The sequence below is a fragment of the Haliscomenobacter sp. genome, assembly GCF_965225875.1.
GTDB lineage: Bacteria > Bacteroidota > Bacteroidia > Chitinophagales > Saprospiraceae > Haliscomenobacter.
The window spans coordinates 1,684,574-1,705,416 of record NZ_CBDDBS010000002.1 but is presented as its reverse complement, the minus strand read 5'-3'; the positions used below and the strand labels follow the sequence as shown (position 1 = coordinate 1,705,416).

General features: G+C 46.0%; 19 protein-coding genes. 17 read left to right on the top strand and 2 right to left on the bottom strand.

The genetic code is table 11. The annotated features are described in order from the left end of the window. Positions 1-97 precede the first annotated feature (97 nt). From ACO08K_RS09590 to ACO08K_RS09560, 7 genes are all read left to right on the top strand, one after another. Entirely contained in the window at positions 98-1,030 is a 933-nt protein-coding gene (locus ACO08K_RS09590) for an alpha/beta hydrolase (protein WP_421796175.1), read from the top strand. A gap of 39 nt (positions 1,031-1,069) precedes the next feature. Then, a complete protein-coding gene (locus ACO08K_RS09585) occupies positions 1,070-1,192 on the top strand; it encodes a hypothetical protein (RefSeq protein WP_421796174.1) in 123 nt (40 codons plus the stop codon). Positions 1,193-1,289: 97 nt separating this feature from the next. Further along, positions 1,290-1,679 (top strand): WG repeat-containing protein, encoded by a 390-nt coding sequence (locus ACO08K_RS09580; protein ID WP_421796173.1) that lies wholly within the window; start codon positions 1,290-1,292, stop codon positions 1,677-1,679. Positions 1,680-1,777: 98 nt separating this feature from the next. Then, positions 1,778-3,340, top strand: coding sequence for a serine hydrolase (locus ACO08K_RS09575; protein WP_421796172.1), 1,563 nt, complete (start codon positions 1,778-1,780; stop codon positions 3,338-3,340). Positions 3,341-3,524: 184 nt separating this feature from the next. Next, positions 3,525-5,231: a serine hydrolase gene (locus ACO08K_RS09570; protein WP_421796171.1), complete on the top strand. Its 1,707-nt coding sequence runs from the start codon at positions 3,525-3,527 to the stop codon at positions 5,229-5,231. A 289-nt stretch (positions 5,232-5,520) separates the two neighbouring features. After that, positions 5,521-6,714: a serine hydrolase domain-containing protein gene (locus ACO08K_RS09565; RefSeq protein ID WP_421796170.1), complete on the top strand. Its 1,194-nt coding sequence runs from the start codon at positions 5,521-5,523 to the stop codon at positions 6,712-6,714. Between the two features lie 156 nt (positions 6,715-6,870). Beyond that, positions 6,871-7,578: a hypothetical protein gene (locus ACO08K_RS09560; RefSeq protein WP_421796169.1), complete on the top strand. Its 708-nt coding sequence runs from the start codon at positions 6,871-6,873 to the stop codon at positions 7,576-7,578. Positions 7,579-7,683: 105 nt separating this feature from the next. On the opposite strand, the gene ACO08K_RS09555 is transcribed toward ACO08K_RS09560, so the two are convergent. Then, complete coding sequence (locus ACO08K_RS09555) at positions 7,684-10,071, bottom strand: tetratricopeptide repeat protein (RefSeq protein WP_421796168.1); 2,388 nt, start codon at positions 10,069-10,071, stop codon at positions 7,684-7,686. A 146-nt stretch (positions 10,072-10,217) separates the two neighbouring features. Between ACO08K_RS09555 and ACO08K_RS09550 the strand changes: the two genes are divergently transcribed. The 10 genes from ACO08K_RS09550 to ACO08K_RS09505 all read left to right on the top strand — a co-directional run bounded on the left by ACO08K_RS09550 (position 10,218) and on the right by ACO08K_RS09505 (position 19,983). Continuing rightward, positions 10,218-10,583: a hypothetical protein gene (locus ACO08K_RS09550; protein WP_421796167.1), complete on the top strand. Its 366-nt coding sequence runs from the start codon at positions 10,218-10,220 to the stop codon at positions 10,581-10,583. A 220-nt stretch (positions 10,584-10,803) separates the two neighbouring features. Further along, complete coding sequence (locus ACO08K_RS09545; RefSeq protein ID WP_421795433.1) at positions 10,804-11,103, top strand: hypothetical protein; 300 nt, start codon at positions 10,804-10,806, stop codon at positions 11,101-11,103. 64 nt (positions 11,104-11,167) lie between these two features. Further along, on the top strand, positions 11,168-11,515 hold the full coding sequence (locus tag ACO08K_RS09540; protein ID WP_421796166.1) for a hypothetical protein: 348 nt from the start codon (positions 11,168-11,170) through the stop codon (positions 11,513-11,515). Then, positions 11,512-12,003: a transposase gene (locus ACO08K_RS09535; RefSeq protein WP_421796165.1), complete on the top strand. Its 492-nt coding sequence runs from the start codon at positions 11,512-11,514 to the stop codon at positions 12,001-12,003. Before ACO08K_RS09540 ends, ACO08K_RS09535 begins: the two co-directional genes overlap by 4 nt. A 379-nt stretch (positions 12,004-12,382) precedes the next feature. Beyond that, on the top strand, positions 12,383-13,543 hold the full coding sequence (locus ACO08K_RS09530; RefSeq protein ID WP_421796164.1) for a helix-turn-helix domain-containing protein: 1,161 nt from the start codon (positions 12,383-12,385) through the stop codon (positions 13,541-13,543). Between the two features lie 48 nt (positions 13,544-13,591). Then, positions 13,592-14,239 carry a YiiX family permuted papain-like enzyme gene (locus ACO08K_RS09525; RefSeq protein WP_421796163.1) on the top strand — a complete coding sequence of 216 codons (648 nt, stop codon included), beginning with the start codon at positions 13,592-13,594 and terminating at the stop codon, positions 14,237-14,239. A gap of 108 nt (positions 14,240-14,347) precedes the next feature. Further along, positions 14,348-15,097: a LytR/AlgR family response regulator transcription factor gene (locus ACO08K_RS09520; protein WP_421796162.1), complete on the top strand. Its 750-nt coding sequence runs from the start codon at positions 14,348-14,350 to the stop codon at positions 15,095-15,097. 25 nt (positions 15,098-15,122) lie between these two features. Continuing rightward, positions 15,123-16,928 carry an ATP-binding protein gene (locus ACO08K_RS09515; protein WP_421796161.1) on the top strand — a complete coding sequence of 602 codons (1,806 nt, stop codon included), beginning with the start codon at positions 15,123-15,125 and terminating at the stop codon, positions 16,926-16,928. A gap of 122 nt (positions 16,929-17,050) precedes the next feature. Beyond that, on the top strand, positions 17,051-18,205 hold the full coding sequence (locus ACO08K_RS09510) for a T9SS type A sorting domain-containing protein (protein ID WP_421796160.1): 1,155 nt from the start codon (positions 17,051-17,053) through the stop codon (positions 18,203-18,205). A gap of 44 nt (positions 18,206-18,249) precedes the next feature. After that, positions 18,250-19,983, top strand: coding sequence for an MFS transporter (locus tag ACO08K_RS09505; protein WP_421796159.1), 1,734 nt, complete (start codon positions 18,250-18,252; stop codon positions 19,981-19,983). Between the two features lie 73 nt (positions 19,984-20,056). Here ACO08K_RS09505 and ACO08K_RS09500 read toward each other — a convergent pair whose 3' ends face one another. Next, positions 20,057-20,830 carry a hypothetical protein gene (locus tag ACO08K_RS09500; RefSeq protein ID WP_421796158.1) on the bottom strand — a complete coding sequence of 258 codons (774 nt, stop codon included), beginning with the start codon at positions 20,828-20,830 and terminating at the stop codon, positions 20,057-20,059. Positions 20,831-20,843 lie beyond the last annotated feature (13 nt).

The following is a 20,843-nucleotide window of genomic DNA, read 5'->3' as shown; positions in this document are numbered from 1 at the left end:
GCGTCAAGATTTCCTCAACGAAACCAAGACTGTGCTTATATCATCACGTTTAATGCAAGTGTAGAATGACAAACTATTACACAAAGAACACACAACAATGACCAGATTTATACTTACGATTCTGACTTTTTCTATTCTTACGATTGGTTGCAATGCTCAAAAAACAACCAACCCTAAGACCGCGAAAGTGTTCCTTGATAACGACACTACAAAAAATTGTTATACTATTATTTTTCCCTCAACAGCACCAATAAGAGGATACATTTTTTTGTTGCCCGGCTTTAGCGAAACCGCAGAAAGAGTGATGCAACAATCATCACTTCCCAGACAATTAGCAGAAAGTGGGCTATTGGCCATTATTCCAACACTGCAAGACGGTGTTTTTTCTTTTGGAATTGACGATTCAAGTCAACAATCATTTGCGAAAATAGTAGCAGATGTTAGGAGGAGAAACAACATTACTGACCAGCCTCTCTACTTAGGTGGTTATTCTATAGGTGGAAGTTGTGTATTAAAATATGCCGAAGAAATCGACCAAAAACCAAATGCAGTTTTTGCAATCGACCCGCCAGTTGACTTTGAGCAAGTCTATAATTCATGTAAACGGAATATAAGGCTTTCGGTTAACACTCAGCCAAATGGAGAAAGTGTTTTCCTCGTTAAAAAAATTCAAGAAATCATGCATGGCACCCCTGAAAATTCGATTGCAAACTACCATAAAATTTCGCCCTATTCATTTTCGGACACTACACAGACTGCGATTAAAAACTTGCTCACAGTTCCATTGAGAATTTATACTGAGCCTGACATCCATTGGTGGATGAAAGAACGTGGTATGGATTACACAAGCATGAATTCTACTTTCCTTTCGGCAATGGTAAATGAATTGAATCAACTTGGGCATCAAAATGCAACATTAATAACCACGCAGAACAAGGGGTATAGAAAGCCTGACAACAGTAGGCATCCTCATTCTTGGAGTATAGTTGAGAATGAAGAATTGATCAAATGGTTGCTAAAACACCAATAACCTAGTGGACAATATCATTCCCTGTCAACAATACTACACATGAAAAATACTTCGATGAATTCATCGGTTTGGTATTGTCAAGAACTTGCTAAAAGGCTTGAAGCAGAAAAAATGGATCAAAGCAGGTTATTTGCTTTGATGCGCCATGCATGGGATGATTAGGTGAAATTTCGGGAGATTTGATTTTCAACAATGAATTCGGGGAAATAAATCAAATGTGATTACTATTTTGTGCTAATCACATTTTCAATCCAGATACATGAAAAACACCTTCACCCTTTTTCTCCTCTTCCTCGCCGCATGTACCAACCCTGCACCGAGCAACCAGGGCAAACTAAGCATGCTCGAAAAAGACCACAAATGGGTAGTCGTCGACGAACAAAAAAACGTGCTCTACGACGTATTCATATATGACAATGGCCCCGATGCACCTGCTGATGGCCTGTATCGCATCGTCAAGGATGGCAAAATCGGGTACGCCGATGCAGGCACCAATGCCATTGTCATCGAGCCTCAATACGACTGTGCCTATCCCTTCGAAAATGGCAAAGCCAAAGTAAGTACCAATTGCAAAACTGTTAAGGACGGAGAATACGACGTTTGGGAGAGCGACTCCTGGCAGTTTATTGATAAAAAAGGGGGGCAATAAGCACTACCCAAGGCCTAATTGTTAAGGTGATTACTTCAGTGCCTTAGGTTGCTAAGGTGGTGAAAAACCTTCTTTTAATCAAAAAACATTCCTACGCCATGAAACACCTAAGTCTCCTTTCCGCATTCGTCCTCATCCTGTGGTCTATAGCGCCCATTCAAGCCCAAATCGCCTCCAAGGACATTGATGCCCTGGTCACCGATGCCCTCGCGAAATTCAAAGTAGCGGGTGTCGCCGTCGCGGTGGTAAAAGACGGCAAAGTGGTTCACCAAAAAGGCTACGGGGTAACGGACATCAATACCAAGAAGCCCGTCAACGAATTCACCAATTTTGCCATCGCCTCTAACAGCAAAGCGTTTACAACTGCTGCATTGTCCATTTTGGAAGAAGAAGGCAAGCTGAAATGGACAGATAAGGTGAAGGACCACATCCCCGAGTTCAAAATGTACAACGACTACGTGACCGAAAACTTCAACATCCAGGATTTGCTCACCCACCGCAGTGGAATGGGACTGGGCGTGGGCGATTTGATGTTTTTCCCGGATGGTTCGGATTTTAAAATCAAGGATGTCCTTGCAGCTTTTCAATACTTTAAACCCGTTTCGGCTTTCCGTACCAAGTTCGATTACGACAATTTGCTGTACATCGTGGCTGGGGAAGTCATTGCCCGGGTCAGCGGAATGAGTTACGAAGATTTTGTGCAAAAGCGCATCATCACGCCTCTGCAAATGAACCATAGTTTTGCCTCTCCGGATTTGATGAAAGACAAGAGCAATCTGGCCACCCCACATTCCTCTGAATCAGGTACCATCAAAGCCATCGCCCCCTTTGGCGAGCAGATCAACTCGGCAGCTGGAGGTATTTTGTCGAATGTGGCGGACCTGTCCACCTGGATGATGATGCACCTGAATAAAGGTAAGTACGGCGAAGGTTTGAAGTCTACCCTATTTTCGGTGAGGAACCAAAACGAGATGTGGCGCTTGCACACCATTTTACCCACCAATCCTGATCCCCGTTACAAGTCCCATTTCAATGGCTACGGCCTGGGCTGGGGCTTGAGCGATATCAGAGGGAATATGCGGGTGACCCATACTGGCGGTTTGCCCGGCATGCTCACGTCCGTAACGATGTACCCCGATTTGAACCTGGGCATTGTGGTCCTGACCAATACCGAGAATGGTGGCGGTGGGCTTTTTTCTGCTGTATCCAATACCATTGCGGACAGTTACCTGGGCCTGGACAATTTTGGCTGGACGGATAAAATCAACGAAAGAATGACCCAGCAACGAAGCGCTGGCGATGAGGTTACCAAAAAGGTTTGGGAAAAAGTGGAGTCCTCAAAAAACGTCAAAATAAAGAACGAAGACTACATCGGGATTTACCAGGATAAGTGGTTCGGCAAGGTGGAAGTATTTGAAAAGGGGCAGCAACTCTGGTTCAAATGCCACCGCTCGCCCAAATTAAATGGCCCGATGGCTTTTTACAATGCCAATACCTTTGCCATCAAATGGGAATACCAGGACATGAATTGTGACGCGCTCGCCCTATTTGCCCTGGATGAAAACGGAAAGGCCCAATCCATTAAAATGAAAGGCATTTCGCCCAATATTGATTTTAGTTTTGATTTTCAGGATCTGGACTTGCAAAAGGTGGGCAAATGAGGAAAGGCTGGCTGCTTTTGGGTAGATAAAACTTTAATGAGCCGATTAGAGCATCTATTCGGCTCATTTTTTAGCCCATTTTGAGCCGATTAAGCATCTGGAAGGAGGGATTTGTCCAAAAAACGTAGTACGGTACTCACTACCAAGTTAACTTAGCCTGATCATCCTTTAAACCAAATAAAACATGAAACACCTATTTACCATTCTCATTGCACTTGTTGCGCTTTCCAGTTTTGCCCAAAAAGCCCTACCCGCCGAAGTCATCAAAAGCATCGAATCCCGAATCGCCAACGGCTACAGCCCGAGCATCGCCATCGGCATCATTGACAAAGACGGGCCGCAGTATTACCTCTTTGGCAGCAAAACCGCAGGGGGACAGCCCGTCAACGAACATACCATTTATGAAATCGGCTCCATTTCCAAAACCTTTACGGGTATCTTGCTGGCTCAGGCCGTATTGGAAGAGAAAGTAAAAACCGACGATCCGGCTCAAAAGCACCTGCCTTCCACCGTAAAACTGCCCACCAAAGACGACAAGCAGATCACCCTCGGGCATTTGTCCGATCATACCTCAGCTCTGGCGCGAATGCCTACGAATTTTAACCCCAAAGACCCCGCAAACCCTTATGCAGATTACACCGTAGATCAAATGTATGCCTTCCTGAATGGCTACACCTTGCCCCGTGAGATTGGTTCCAAGTACGAATATTCCAACCTGGCGCAGGGCCTTTTGGGCCACATCCTTGCGCTCAAAGCAGGCACTTCCTACGAGGCATTGATGCTCAGCAAAATTGCCAATCCACTGGGCATGAAAGAAACCAAAATCACCTTTGATGAAAAAATGAAGCAAAACCTGGCCATGGGTTACAGCCAGGGCGTACAGGTCTCCAACTGGGATATCCCCACCCTCGCCGGGGCAGGAGCCATTCGCAGTTCTGTTCACGATATGTTGATTTACCTCCAGGCCAATATGGGTTTGAAAAAAAGCAAGTTGCTTCCCGCCATGCAGCTTTCCCAGCAGGCGCGGCACGACAAAGTGGGTGGCGGCACCCGGGTTGGCCTGGGTTGGCACATCTCCAAAGGTGCCGAGGGTGATGTCATCTGGCACAATGGTGGTACCGGTGGTTACCGCACTTTTGTCGGTTTTGTTAAGGAGACAGGTAAAGGAGTCGTAGTGTTGACCAACTCCAGTAAGGGCGCCGATGACCTGGGCATGCACCTACTCAACTCGACGGCCAAGTTGATAGAGGTCAAAAAAGCAGCTTTGATCGACATCAAAAAAGCAGCAGATGCACAAGGTGGCGATGCGGCTTGGAAGGTTTATGAGGAGTTGAAAAAGGATCAGGTAAACAAATACGAATTCAACGAGGATGAGATCAATACCCTGGGCTATACTTACTTGCAAGGGGGCAATACCAAGGCGGCACTTGCCCTGTTCAAAATCAATGTAACCGAATATCCCAAATCCGCCAACGCTTACGATAGCTATGGGGAGGCACTGATGAATGATGGCCAAAAGGAAGCAGCCATCGAAAATTATAAAAAATCCCTGGAGCTCAATCCCGGCAATACCAACGCCACCGACATGTTGGCCAAAATGGGCGTGGGTGAAGGAGTCAAAATATTCCCTGTTGAAGAATCCGTTTTGGAGTCTTACGTGGGGGTATATGAATTGGCGCCCAATTTCACCATCACGATTACGCGAATTGGAAATAAACTTTTTGGACAGGCTACTGGTCAGGGGCAATTTGAGTTGTTTCCTAAATCTGAAACCGAGTTTTTTCTGAAGGTGGTGGAGGCTCGGGTCACATTTTCGGTCAAGGAAGGCAAGGTGGAAAGTATGACTTTGTTTCAGGGTGGGCAAGTGTTACCGGGCAAACGAATCAAATAAAGTCTTGTCTTTGATGGTGATTCATCCCGGATTTTCAGAGGATCACCAAAGTGACATTTTTGGAGCACAAAGGACACAAAGAGAGGCATAAAGGACACAAAGGCTAGACGTTGACAGGGCATTCTGCCCAAAATGTGGAAAAAGAAAAACCAAACCTTGGGGGCATCGCTTGTCAACATCTCATCTTTGTGTCCTTTGTGCCTCTCTTTGTGTTCTTTGTGCTAAAAAATATGTCGCTTCGTGTTTCTCCGAGAAATTCGAGGTAAAGAATCGCTCAAAACTCAATACCATGAAACCCATCCTCACCCTCATCCTATTTCTCAGTCTCCTTTCAGCCAATGCCCAGGACAAATGGCCCACCCAGGCCTGGACGAAAACCAGCCCTGAAAAACTAAACCTGAACCCCGACTCCCTCGCCGCCCTCGACCGCGATTTTGCCGCCGGAAAATACGGCAATGTCGACGGCATGCTGATCATCCGCCATGGCCAGATTGCTTATGAGGCATCGTACAGCCACAATTACGCCGAATTGTACAAGCAAGAAGCCATTGAAAAAGGTGGTTTGAATGCCACCGATCCGACCGGGCCTTACAACTACTTCTCCGCCTGGTGGCACCCTTTTTACCATGGCAGCAAACTCCATACCTTGCAGTCTGTTTCCAAAACCATCACTTCGATGATCGTTGGGGTGGCGGTGACCCGCAAGGATTTCCCGGATCTGGACACGCCCGTTTTGAGTTTTTTCGATACCACTACTGTCAAAAACATTGATGACCGCAAAAGGAGAATGACCATCCGGCACCTCCTGACCATGACCGCTGGATTTGATTGGCACGAAAACCTCCCCTACTCCGATCCCAACAACAGCTGTAGCAACATGGAAGCCAGTTTTGATTGGGTCAAATTCACCATCGATTTTCCCATGTCGGATGAGCCCGGCAAAGTGTTCAATTACAACAGTGGTGCCACTGTATTGCTGGCTCATATCTTTCGGGTCGCCACGGGTCGGGACATTGAAGAATACGCGGTAAAACACTTGTTTGAGCCGCTGGGCATCAAAAATTATTTTTGGAAACGTACCCCCTTCGGACTGGTGGACAGTGAAGGTGGGGTTTATCTGGAAAAAAGCGACGTAGCCAAATTGTTCTACTTGTTTCTGAAAAATGGGAAATGGGACGGACAACAAATCATCAGTGCAGATTGGGTGCAGCAGTCGGTTTCTCCTTACAGCAAATTTGGCCCCAATCGTGGCTACGGCTACAAGTGGTGGCTGGGCTCCTATGGCAACAAAGCCACCGAAGTTACCTGGGGTGGCAATGGATTCGGGGGCCAGTTTCCGATCATTATTCCGGAGTACGATCTGGTGGTGGTATTCAATGCCTGGAATGTCCTGCCAGGTGCTGAATCCAGGAATTACAACCCGAATTTTTTGACCCAAAAAGTATTGAACGCGGTGGTGGAGTATCAGCAAAAGAAAAAATGAGTGCTTTTATACCCTTAAAAACAGTATTAACCCCACAAATTTACCAAGCGGAAAGCCGAATCAACCAACGGGAAATTGAGACTGGTCTTGTGATGGCGACTGTTGCATCTTTGAAACAGAGATCAACACAATTTAACCATCTAAAAACACGAGATTATGCCAACAGCAAAAGTAAACAGCGTCAAAGCCGCTGACCCAGGGCTGGGTTTTACCCTCAATTTTGATCCCCCCCTCGGCAACACCTTGAAGGTTGTGATCACCATGACCGATTTAAACCAACCAGAAATTGGAAGTTACCAGAGTGAAGTTACCTTACACAATTCCATTTCCGATAAAGAATTGGTATTTGTGGTACCATTTGGGGACAACGCATATGCACCGAGCAACCAATTTAGTTTTAAGATTGAGCTGTATTCGCCTCACGACAATGAAAGTAGTTTAACCCCACCACTGACTGGAGTGGTCATGGGGGAAAATGGGAGTTTTAGCTTTTCTACCAGTGTACCTACTACTATAACGGGGTTTCCGCAGACTGGGAACATGTTGCAATCTGAGGATGGGGCTTTCATCGGGATTTATCAAAAAGATGGAAACTTTTGTGTGTATCCGCAGTTTGCAGATCATCAATCCAATCTGAATCCAGTCTATTCGACCAATACTGCGATTGGAAGTCCAACTTATTTTGGAATTTATCCGGTAGACAAAAAAAATATTAAGATTGTGATTCAAGATTTATCAGGTAAATATATCTCATGGTCAAACATGAATTTCCCCTCTGTAGGGGCTTATAATTTTAGCATTAGCTCAAATGGTACTCTTTGTATCAGCGACCTTCCTGTTGTGTTTTCTAGTTACAACAATTGATGAAAAAGACTGAAGCTACCACAAACTCGACTCTATTTCTGGGTAAAGTTTTGTGGTGGCTTCTGATCAAGTCATTGAATTATTTTTAAAATGCTTGATCAATTGTTAAGTTTCCAAAAAATACATATCAATCGCCCCTTTGTTTTTGGCCTCTATCTTACCTCGATGCACAAAAGCAAAATCATCTTTAACCAGTGCATAAGTACTTCCCGAAATATTGATTTTTCCGGCCGCACTGTTTTGCTCCATCCGGGCGGCAGTGTTGACCGTATCCCCCCAAATGTCGTAGGCAAATTTTTTCACCCCTACGATTCCAGCTACTACTGGCCCAGAGTTCAACCCAATTCGAATTTCAAACTTGGAGCGGTTGTTGGGATCAGCCACCCATTCACAAATTTCGCGGGCAGCCATAATGGCTTTTTGGGCGTGTAGGGGGTCAGTGGTCGGTAAGCCCGATACAGCCAGATAAGCATCCCCAATGGTTTTGATTTTTTCCATCTCGTATTTTCCAATAATGGCATCAAAGGCCCGGAAGCAGTGGTCTATTTCGGCCACCAGGGCGGTTGGGCTAAGGGTTTCAGAGATGGTGGTGAATTTGACAAAATCGGTAAACAGCACCGTCACATCGTCAAATTGACGCGCGGTTGCGGAACCCTTGTCTTTCAATTCATCGGCTACCTCAGTGGGCAGAATATTCAACAACAGGTTATCCGACTTTTGTTTTTCAGCAGAAAGCAGGCGATTGGATTTGCGTTGGTTGCTGAAGTTGCGGTAAATGAAAAACAGCGCCAAAATTAAGAGCCCAGCACCTACAATGAGGATGTTGCGCTCCTGTTGCCTCGCCCGAATCGTGGCTTGTTGTAAGGCAGCTTCCTGGGTCATGGTTCTGAGTTCTGCTGCCTGTAATTGTTTCTCTCTTTCGACCAGGGTCAATTGTTTTTCCTTCTCCTGTTTTTCTGCCTGTTCTTTTAAAAAGGCTAGGCGTTGCAGGTCTTTTTCCTTGTTGCTTAGTGCTAGTTGTTGGCTACTGAGCAACAGCTGCTGGCTGCGTTGTTTGGCGAGCAGCACTTGTTTTTGCAATTGCTCGTCGGTTAGTCGCTGGTTGAGTTGGTACGTCGCTTCTTTTTTGTCAAATTCAAACTGGATTTCCCGACGGGTAATTTCTTTTTTAATCGACTGTCCCTGGATGCTATCGCGCAGCGTGATGTAGTTTTTATAGGCCTTATAGGCTGCGGTGTAATCACCTTGCTTTTCATACAACATACTCAAGTCGTTCCAAACCAATTGTTCATTCGCCAGGTCTTTGCTTTCCTGACTTATTTTCAAAGCCCGTTGTTGGCTGCTCATTGCCAAAGGAAAATTGGATAAGGCAGCATAGTTTTGCCCAATACTATTCCAGGCAACTGCCTGACCATATTTGCTGCCAATCGCCTCATAAATGGTTAAAGATTTTTGGAAAAAATCCAAGGAATTCTGAATCTTTCCTTGTTTTTGATACACACTAGCAATGTTGGCCAGGTTAGCAGCTATTCCGTCCTGATAGCCTATCTTTTCATAAATCGCCAAAGAGCGTTCATGGTACTCTAAAGATTTGTTGTAATTGGACAGGTTATAAAAAACCGAACCTATTGAATTGAGGTTCGTGGCTTGTCCAGGCTTGTCTTCTAATCGCTCACCAATAAGTAGTGCTTTTTGGTAATACCCTAGCGCTTGGTTAAAATCTCTCAAATCGAAATAGACATTTCCAATACTTGCAAAACAGCCAGCCTGCCCTGATTCATCCTCCATTTTTTCATACATGGCCAGCGCCTTTTGAAAATAACCCAAAGCACGTGGAAAATCACCCAATCGTTGGTAAGCTGTGCCAATGTTTCCTAGTGTTAGTGCTGAGTTGGCCTCATTCCCCAGTTTTTCATAAATGGGCTGAACTTTCAAGTAATTTTCCAGTGCAGCCTGGTTCTCCCCAGTGCTATAGTAAATATTGCCAATGTTGTTCAGGTTGTTGGCCACTTCCTGCGTATTGCCGATGCTTTCATTGATCGGCAAGGCTTTTTGGTAACAGGCCAGGGCTTTGGGAAGATCGGATTGGGCCAGGTAAATGTTGCCCGTATTGTTCAGATTGGCAGCCAGGCCTTTTTTGTCGTTGATTGCCTCGAACAGTGAACTGGCTTTTTCGTGATAGTCCAAAGCCTGGGCATATTCCGCCAAACGATACAAATTGACACCCGCCAGGCGATTGGCCTCCGCTTCGCCCGATTTGGAGCCAATGCTTTGAGCCAATTGTAAGGCCTGCCTGGCATAATAAAAACCGGTATCGGGATTGAAGCGGCGCAACTCGTAGCTGAGGCTATTGAGCGTATTTACTTTTTTTTGATCGTTTTGGAGTTTGGGCAAAACCTGTTGCAAAGAATCGATGAGCGCCTGCCCTTTCTTTTGGGCCAAAGCACTGGTAACTACGCCGAGCAAAAAAACAGGAAGTAACCATTTTAGCATCGGTGGGCGGGTTTTTGGTTGAAACAAAAATAGCATTTTTCAGCTGACTAAGCAGGTGTCAAATCATATTTTGAAGCGATCAAGCCACCCTCAGGATGGAATTTTGTGGCACAATCATTTTTTCATCCCTTTTAATCCATCCATTTATGAAAAAGATCATCATCACCCTGATCTGTGGTTTTAGTGCATTCTTTATGGTTTCCTGTGGCATCTTTGGTTCTTTGACTTCTGTGACCAATATTGGCCCGCAGGATAGTTTTGTATTGGGCAACAACCAGCATGGTTCTTTCCACATCAATTTGAAAAACATTGCTCAACATCCGCTCAATATCCATCTCGCTCCAATTGATGGAGGAAAACACTCGCCAGTGGTCGTACAGCCAGATCAAAAGATAAGCCTGAAAGTAGACCGAAATACAGCCGTAGTGATTGCGAACCAATCGAATGACAATGCCAGTGTAGAACTCAAAGTTGTGGGGGATACCGGATTATCGATGGGGTATAAAAAATAGGTTGTTCTACACTACCGGACATTTTGCTCGGAGGACTTGAATAGCCCCTGGCTTATGAAGTTTTTTGAAATAACCGTTCTCCAATCTTAGGTTCGAAGCGCATGAATTGCCTCCAGCTTTAGCTGGTGGATAAGCAGCGAACTCTAGTTTTGGGCTTATGAAGTTTTTCGTAAAAAACGATCTTTGAAATATTGGTAACTTAGCATCAAAAAGAGGAGAGATGAGAATCTATCTAACCTTGAGCGAAGGGGAAAAAGAAGCCTTGGAAGGCCTCTTGAAACGTTCACCCAAGCCCTATCTTCGAGAGCGAGCGAGTGCCATTTTACAAATTGCGTCTGGTTCCTTTGGCAACGAAGTTGCAAACAAAGGCTTACTGCGACGTCGGCGCAAGAACACGGTCTATGACTGGGTGGTTCGCTACAAAGCAGGAGGCATCAAAGGCTTAGAACAAAAGGCAGGCCGCGGTCGTAAGCCTGGGTTTTCCCCCTCTAAGCCCCCCACAACTACAAACCCAGGTTGAGTTGGTGGTAGGTCAAAGTCCAACTAACTTTGGTTTAGATCAAAGTCGGTGGACGCTAAAGGCATTGAGGGAAAAGATCGAGGCATTTAAGGACTACTCCCTGGGTGGAGTGTGGCAAGTACTCAAAAAAATTGGGGTTCGCCATTTACGAGCACGCCAATATGTACATAGCCCTGATCCAGCTTATCAGGCCAAAGTAGAGTACCTGCTACAGCAAATCCGAAGCCATAATCGTGGAGAGCAGGAAATTTATTTCTTGGATCAGCTCACCGTATATCTCCAGCCCACGATTGGCTATGACTGGAGTCCAGCTTCGCAAAAGCAACCCTTGTGTAGATTAGGTCATTATTCCAATAAAACGTTCAGAATCTGTGGCGCTTTAAATGGACTAACGGGCAAACCCACTATTTGATTCGTCATAAAATCAAGGTACCCACCATCATTCAATTTTTTGAGGAACTCACCCTGAAGCATCCTCAAAAAACCATTTGGGTCATCCTGGATAATTGGCCGGTTCATTTTCACCCCGACGTCCTTGCTGCTTTAGCTCCTCAGCAATCTCCATTCCCCATAATTTTACCCAAATCATGGCAACATCTCAAGCCTAAAGCAAAGTTCAAGGGTAAAAATTTACCCGTTCAATTGTTGTTTTTGCCCACTTATGCTTCTTGGCTCAATCCCATTGAAAAAATGTGGCGATGGCTCAAGCAAGATCTTTTGCACAATCATCGCCTGGTCGATCAATGGGATGCATTGAAAATTAAAGTCGAACAATGGTTTGCACAACCTGGTCATCAAAACCAGCCTTTGCTTCAATATGTGGGCCTAAGGGCTTTACAGTCGCCTTTTTATCGCCCTTTCGCTGATGTTAGTTCCAATATGTCAAAGAACGCTTTTTAAAGAAAACTTCATTAGCCCTAGCTGCAAAATTGAGTTTTGGGCTGAAGCTTATTTAAAATCTGGCCTTAGAACCACCAGCTAAAGCTGGAGGCAATTCATGCGCCAGGGTCTAAAGAACGAATATTTCAAAAAACTTCATTAGCCTGGGGTTGGAGTAATACCCTCCGATTTGGGCTTTAGCCCTCCTTTGAAATTAAGGCTGTGGCTAAAGCCCAATCAAGGGGGCGTTTCCATGACCCCAGGCTAAAGCCAGGGGCTATTCAAGTCCTCCGAGCTTAAAAAACAAAAATGTCCAGTCGTGTGAGGTTGTCCCCAAACTTTTTCTGCAGCATCGGGTTTTGTCTCTGGCCAGAGATAAAATCCCGAGCGCCGTAATAGCATGGATTTTCAAGTGAACTTATACGCCTTTGTCCTGCTTTTTGCCTTTTTGCAAGGGCTTTTTTATGTGTATCAATTCTGCAAAAGAGGCCTTTCGGAAGAGCGGGTTTCTGATTTTTGGCTGGCGGGGCTGATCCTGGCCTTGTGCATTACCAATCTTCCCTCAATGCTCGGATTCATGGGCATTTACATTTTGGGGCAAGCCTTGTGGTTTTTTCCTCAGGATACGGGGTTGATCATTGGCCCTCTGGTCTATTTTTACCTGAAAAGCCAAACCAATGTTCAGTTTAAATTTCAGCCCAGGGATTACTGGCATTTTTTACCCTACCTCATTTACTTTTTTTACCACATTCTGGTTTTTCTCAGTGGCAAAGAGGGGGTAGACTGGTGGGCGCAAAGCGTTCATGATCGATTGTATATAGGAAGGTGGGAGCGCATTGCCGAAAATGTATCCCTGCTGGTTTACATGGTTTTGTCCCTGCGTTTGTACCAGCGTTATCGCCGTTGGTTGCCTACCGAGCGCTCAGACATCGAAACCATTCGCCTGGGCTGGTACAGGCATTTTTTGGCTTTGGTGGTGTTCAGTGTTTTGGCGGCCATTGTTTTGTTTTTACTGGGTTTGCTCATGCACCTTTCTTACCAAGACGACTGGATTTTGCGGGCTATTGTCGCATTCAATATCTGCTACATCAGTTTTAACGGCTATATCCAAGTCCAGCCGCATCGGCTTACTTTTGATCACCATCTACCTGGCTCCGATCCTGAACCAAACCATCTCGAAGCAAGCACAAAAAAAGCAGAAAAACCAGACCTCGCTGAAGTGCAAATCTGGTGCAAAAAGGTAGAAGCGATCATGCAAGGGGAAAAGTTATACCTCAATCCCGAACTTACCTTAAGTGACCTGTCGGAAAAACTACAGACCCATAACTCCTGGGTTTCTTATGTTATCAATACTGGTTTTCAAAAAAATTTCAACGATTTTGTCAATGCCTACCGCGTTGTTGAGTTTCAGAAAAAAGTCAATGATCCCAGACTTAGCCATTATACCCTCCTTGCTCTTGCCTTTGAATGTGGCTTCAATTCCAAGTCCACTTTTAATCGGGCAGTTAAAAAAGCCACCGGGCAGTTGCCCTCCACCTTTGGCACCAAAACGCAGCAGTAAAACGTTCGGTGTAAAACAATTTGCGCTGCGCCTAAAACCACAACAAACATGAAGAAATCTACATTACTGTTCTCCTTTATGGCCTTTACAATCTTGGCTAGCCTTTATACTGAAAAAAGTAAGGGCATAGCTTCACTTTTTTCTCAAAATGCGACCCTCAAAAATGGCGACCTCATTTTCCATACCTCCCAATCCAGCCAAAGCCAGGCCATCCAATTGGCCACCAAATCCAAATATTCCCACTGCGGCATCATTTTTCAAGAAAGTGAAAAATATTTTGTTTTTGAAGCCATTCAGCCCGTCAAATATACACCTCTTGAACAGTGGGTTGCCCGTGGAAAGGAAGGCAAATATGTAGTCAAACGCCTGAAGAATGCTGCTCAGGTGCTAACTCCAGAAGTGTTGCGCAAAATGAAAGCAGTGGGCGAAGGTTTCAAAGGAAAAAACTACGATTCCACCTTTGAATGGTCGGACGACAAAATCTACTGTTCCGAACTGATCTGGAAGGTTTACCAACGGGCTACTGGCCTTGAGATCGGCAAACTCGACAAACTAAGTCATTTTGATTTGAGTGCCGAAGCCGTAAAAAAGAAAATGAAAGAACGCTACGGCAACAAGATACCCCTCAATGAAACCGTCATTTCGCCAGCAGCTGTTTTTGAGAGTGAGCTATTGATTACGGTAAAATCCAATTGAGTTTTTGTTTTGGGGGGTAATCTAACCCATATTTAAAGTACAAAAGCGGCTTGTGATACAGCTTTTTCCCTATATTTGCTCTACGCCATTACCCATTGTATTTTAGCCATGCTGAAAACCCTCCTTATCGAAGACAATGCCGATGCGGCGGAAAAACTGCTCTTCCTGCTCAATAAATACGGCAACGAAAACATCCAATTCCTGGGTCAGGCCCGCACCGGACAAGAAGGAATTGCGGCCATCGAAGCGCAAAATCCGGATCTGGTTTTTCTGGACATCGAATTAGGCGACATGACCGCCTTTGAAATGCTGGAGCGCCTGGATCAAGTGGACTTTCAGGTCATTTTCACCACCTCTCACGAGCAATATGCCATCAAGGCCATCCGCTACAGTGCCCTCGATTACCTCCAAAAACCCATCGGAAGAGAAGAATTGCTGGCGGCCATCAGCCGTGCCCTGAAGAGCCCGAACCGCATCTTGCGCGAACAGGTACAACAACTGGCCCAGCAAGGTAAACCCAAAGTGGCCCTACCTGAAAAAATTGCCCTGACCACCGCCGAAGGCCTGGTTTTTAAACCCATTCGCGATATCGTGCGCTGTGAAAGTGACCGCATGTACACCATCGTTGTTTTGCTGGGGGGTGAAAAACTCATGGTGTCCAAACCAATGGGACAACTGGAGGAAATTCTCGACGGTCAAGGCTTTTTCAGGGTGCACAATTCCCACCTGGTCAACGTTCAACACATCAAGCAGTTTGTGCGCTCCGAAGGCGGGTATTTGATTATGGAAGACGGGGCCACTGTGAGTGTGGCGCGCAACCGGAAAGATGAATTTTTGGAATTGTTTTCAAAATTTTGAAATACTTAGTAGTGGGGCAAAATAAATGTTCATTTTTCTTGAGCCCCTTACCAACTGGAAACTCAAATCTACCATCGGGAAAGTGACTGATCTAAGCCTCCTCCAATGGCTGTATTTTGCAACACACAAAACCCTGCACATGGCTTATCTGATCTCATTGTTGTTGCTGGCCATTCTGTACTTCAACAACCAGCAAAAAACCAAGGCGAACAAGGTACTGCGGCGCGCTTTGAACAGCCTCAACGCTACTCAACAACAATTGATCGCTCAAAAGGAACGGGCAGAGCAGGGAGAGCAATTCAAACAACGTTTTTTGGCCCACATCAGCCATGAAATCCGTACGCCCTTGCATGGGATCGCGGGGTTTGCCGATCTGCTGCTGGAAACCTCCCTCACCGAAAAACAACGCCGATGGTTGTTTTCCATTTCCCATTCCACGGAGCGTTTGAATGAAGTAGTCAACGATGTTCTGGAATTGAGCAAACTGGAAGCAGGGGCAGTACAACTCCGCAAAATCCCCTTTTCGCCCGGAAGTGTCGCCCGGGATGTTCAGGAATCACTGGCCCTCAGGGCACAAAATAAAGGCATTGATCTTTTGTTGGAATTGCAGCAAAATGTTCCAGAAGCTGTCCTGGGCGACCCCACCCGGCTTTTCCAAATATTGATCAACCTGGTGGGCAACGCTGTCAAATTCACAGAAAAAGGGGCAGTACGAATTCTGGTAGATGCCGATTTACCCCACGAAGAGGAGCAACAGGTATACTTGCGTTTCAGGATCATCGATTCGGGGATTGGCATTCCCGCTGAAAAAATCAAGGCGGTGTTTGGTAGTTTTCAGCAGGCGGGGGAAGATACGGTGGCTCGTTTCGGAGGGACTGGTTTGGGCCTTACCGTTACTCAGGAATTGGTACAACTTTACGGCGGAGAAATTCAGGTAGAAAGTACACTTGCGGTTGGCACCACTTTTACGGTCACCATACCTTTCCCTTTGACTGATGCTGCACACCTCAGCATCAAAACAGAGGAGCCAATTGAGATGTATTCCACGCAGAAGCTACGCATTCTCCTGGTAGATGACAACGAACTCAATCGCGAAATTGCGCACGAAGCCATTCTACGCCATTTCGAAAATGCGGAAATTGTAGAAGCCATCAACGGCAAAGAGGCCATTAGCACCCTTGAAACCAGGCCTTTTGATCTGGTGCTCATGGACATGCAAATGCCGACCCTTTCGGGTACCGAAGCTACCCGGCTCATTCGTGCATCCGACACCATTCCCGATCCCGAGCTGCCCATCATTGCCCTCACTGCCGCCACTACCCAGGAGGACATCGAAAGGGCCCTGACTTCGGGTATGAACACCCACCTGAGCAAACCTTTTAAACCCTACCAATTGGCCGCAGTAATGGGCGAAGCACTGGGGTTGGAAAGTGATGAAAAAGCAATATCCTCTAACGCTGATACCGTTGCCGAGCAAACGGATCAGTTTTTGGATCTGAACTTTCTACGTGATTTTACCGAAGGCGACGAGGAACAAATGCGGTATTTCATCAAAAAATTCCTGAAGCAGTATCCTCTGGAGATGGAACAGTTGCAGCAGGCACTGCACACTGCGGATTATACCAGTCTTAGCCTGATTGCCCATAGTTTTAAGCCCCAGTTGGAATTTGTTGGCTTGAAAAAAACGGCAACATTGGTAAAAGAGCTGGAACTGGGTGCAAAAGCTGGTCTGCCTATGGATCAGCTTTCCGGTATTTTGGATCAAATTTCGGGCGACTTGCAGGAATTGCAGTCTGAAGAACAATGGTTTGGAGGGGCTGTAGAAAATTAGCCCTGAAACGATTTTTTGCTTATATTTGTTAAAGCTACCTTCCAGGCAAAGCTCAACGCAGCATTCCCAGAAAACAATTGTTTGATAACGCTCCCCAGCCTCATTCACCTAAAAACCATACTATGCAGAAAATTCTTTACAGTGCAGTATTCCTTGCCTACTGCCTGAGCAGCATTGCTCAAATCACCGTAACTTCTTCTACCTTTCCTGCGGCAGGCGATACCCTGCGATACGCCATTGATGATCAGCCGACAGTTGACCCTCAAAGCATGTATACGCCGCCAGGCTTCAATCAGACCTGGGATTTAAGCCAGTTGAAGGTTCGTGTTTTGGCCAATCAGATTTTTCTGCCAGCCAGTGCTGGAAAAAATGTGGCCAGTTTCCCTGGGGCGGATTTGGTCACTACCAATGGGGTGACTGAAACCTATTACAACTTGACCTCCACCCGTTTAGAAACAATGGGCTACGCTGGAACTGACCCTTTTGGATTCAACCTGAAAGCGATTTATAAATTACGCCCTGCGTTTCCTGAACGCCGTGCACCCCTGAATTTTTTCGACACCAATTCGTCTTCCACGAATATTTTGCAGGGTTTCTCAGTCTCTGAATTACCTCCGGCGGTCGTCTCTTACCTCCCAGCTGGCACAGCCTTTGACTCCCTTCGGATTCGGATGGCTGTTTCCCGGATTTCCAGCGTCAACGCTTCCGGGACCATGAAATTACCTTCTGCTCAATACGATGTTTTACGCGAAAAAAGTACCCAATACCGGGAATACAGGGTGGATGCCAAGATCAAAATACTGGGCTGGCTGGATGTAACCGATGTCATTATAAACACCACTAATGCCTGGGATTCCTTCCTGGGAGTAGATACCACGGTAACTCACCTTTACTTCAATGACAAGAGCAAAGAAGTAATCGCTGAGGTCAACTGGAACACAGCGGAGAACAAGATTCTCAGCGTACGCTTCAAAGCTCCACCAAGGGCCACGGTGCCCGTACGCGAAGTACAGCCACCAACCGCTCAGTTGCAGGTAATCCCCAATCCAGTCGATGCGGAGATCCAATTGAGTTTTGTTCCACTCATTTCCGGAAAGCTCCGCATTGAATTACACGATGTATTGGGGCGGGTTCTCAAAACCAGTCAGGTAGAGGTAATCCAGCAGCAAAAAATGCGCTGGCAAATGCCCGGACATGATTTGCCGAATGGCATTTATACGCTGGTGCTGAGTACGGCAGATCGTCAGGAAACAGTACCTTTGGTGGTGCAGCATTAAGTAGATTTGAAGAATCAAACACCTAAGACCCGTTAAAAAATTCTATGCGACCGCATTCTCTTCGCTCCATCATCACCACTGCTACCGTAGGTACGGTGATTGAGTGGTATGACTTTTTTATTTTTGGCGGACTAGCCAGTATTATTTCCAGCCAGTTTTTTCCCAAAGAAAACCCAACTGCCGCCTTTTTGGCCACCTTGGCTACGTTTGCGGCGGGTTTGGTGGTACGTCCTTTTGGCGCCTTATTTTTCGGTCGCCTGGGCGACCTGATCGGGCGAAAATACACCTTCATGGCTACCCTGGTGCTGATGGGGGGCTCTACTTTTGTCACGGGGCTGGTGCCGAGTTACGAGCGCATCGGCTTTTTTGCCCCCCTGATCGTACTCATTTTAAGGCTATTGCAGGGCCTGGCCATTGGGGGCGAAACCGGCGGTGCCACCACCTTCGTGGCCGAACACGCTCCGGTGCGCGAGCGGGGCTTCTGGACTTCCTGGATTCAAGTAGCAGGGCCTTGTGGACTTCTCCTTTCCTTTGGGGTCATCTTGCTGACCAAAAACGCCATGAGTAGCACTGACTGGGAAAGCTGGGGTTGGCGGATTCCTTTTTTGGTTTCAGCTATTCTAGTGGGCATTTCCATTTACATCCGTAAAAGTATGGCCGAGTCCCCTTTGTTTGTGGAAGCTAAACAAGCAGGGCGCACTTCCAAAAATCCCTTAAAGGAAGCATTGGGCAAAAAGGAGAATTTAAAAGTTGTGCTATTGGCCACTTTTGGACTGACCCTGGGCATTGGTGTAGCCAGTTACGCCTCCATCGTTTATGTCCAGAATTTTTTGATCAAATTCCGTTTTTTGGACTACAACCAAACCTCCCAAATCGTCATGCTTGGTTTGTTGCTAGGCAATCCCTTTTACGTGTTTTTTGGTTGGCTATCCGATCGGGTGGGCCGCAAACCCTTGCTGATGTTGGGGCTTTTGCTGGCCATTTTTTGTTTTCGGCCCATTTACGGTCAAATGTACCGGACTACTTCTACAGCTCAGCGCACGGAAAACAAGGCGGCCCAGGAGCTTACTGTCAGCTATACGCTCCTGCCCAACGGTGATTCCTTGCGCACTACCACCAATACCCAGGTTTTTACCGATGGCACCGTCCAACAAAGCATCGAAAAACAAAGCTTTAAGCAGGGGGAAATGGGCGAAGCCGAATTGAGCCAGGTCATTACCATCAATACGGCAGACCGGTGGACCCTGATTGGGCTCACCCTATTGTTGGTCATCATTTGTGCCCTTTCGGCCAGTCCTTCCACTGCTTTTTTGGTGGAAATGTTCCCCATCCAAATTCGCTACACTTCCTTTTCATTGCCTTATCACATCAGTTATGGCATCTTTGGGGGAATGGCGCCGGTGATTGCGACGTATTTGATTGAAAAAGCCAATCTGGGTAGGGACGCACAGTATTATCTCGCAGGTTTGAACTATCCCATTTTATTGATGAGTATCAGCCTGGTGATTGGATTGTTGTATTTGCATGAAAAACCCGCAGTGGGAACTTGGGTAAAAAGGCTAAACCCGCTTAAAAAATTCATGGGTTTACTTTGGATGTTGTTGGGTTTAGCTGCGGCCTATTTTGGAATCTTTGAATTGGGAATCCCCAAAGTCAGTTCAGGCCATCCGGATGATCTAATTTTTGGGCTAATCGCCATGTTGATCATCACGCCGGTTGCGAGCATTGGTTTGTTTCTTTTTGGGAAATACGCCTGGCAGGGGAGTTATTCATCGTGAAATTGTCTACCAATTTGCATCGGTCCTCCACGAAAAAAGCGCTCAAAATCGTTCTTTTTTTAGCCACTTTTGACTAGTAAAACAAAAAGCCCTCATCCACAAATACTGCTGTGCCTTGGAGCGTAGACTTGATTGTGTTTAACTTTTCAATAGTGCCATTGCGCAATAAAACACGGATACGGTTTTTTTGTGCAGGACTGGCATTGGTAATAAACTCCAGTATTTGATTAGCGGAAAGGGAGGCATCACCCATAAACAAGATAGATGCATTTGCGCTTAACAGGGTTTGTAACTGGTTTTCGCTAAATGAACTGGCATTGATAATCACTTTTTCTCTACCGATTGCCAAAAAGCCTAATAATTTATTCATATCAAGAGGATCGGTCAAATTGTAACGGCTACACACGATTTTTATCGGCCCATTCAGCAAGTTTTTGACTTCATCATTATCCAGCTCGCCCACTGAAATCCATATTTTACTCCCCGCTGGTTTAGGTGCCTGACTTAAGCCCGCCAACTCATCTGGGCCTAAGTCTCCATCTCGGCTAATGGTGATCGAAGCGCCTTTGGACAGTTTATCTTCCATGGTTGAGCGGACATAACCTCTAAAAAACACCTTGTTGCCTGCCAATGCAAATAATTTCTGAGCATCAGTAGGCGAAAGTTGATTGCGCTTCAAACTAAACCACATGCCCTTGTTGATCCAGCCTTGCAATACCGCATCAGCTGGCAAAGCCTTGATGTTTAGCATCGGCCAACCTTGATTAGACAACACAGTATTCAGGTTGTTGGTAACCTGGTTATCGTCGGTTTGTTCTATCCAAGCGAAAGGGGGTAAGACTTTCATAAAAGGTTCCATG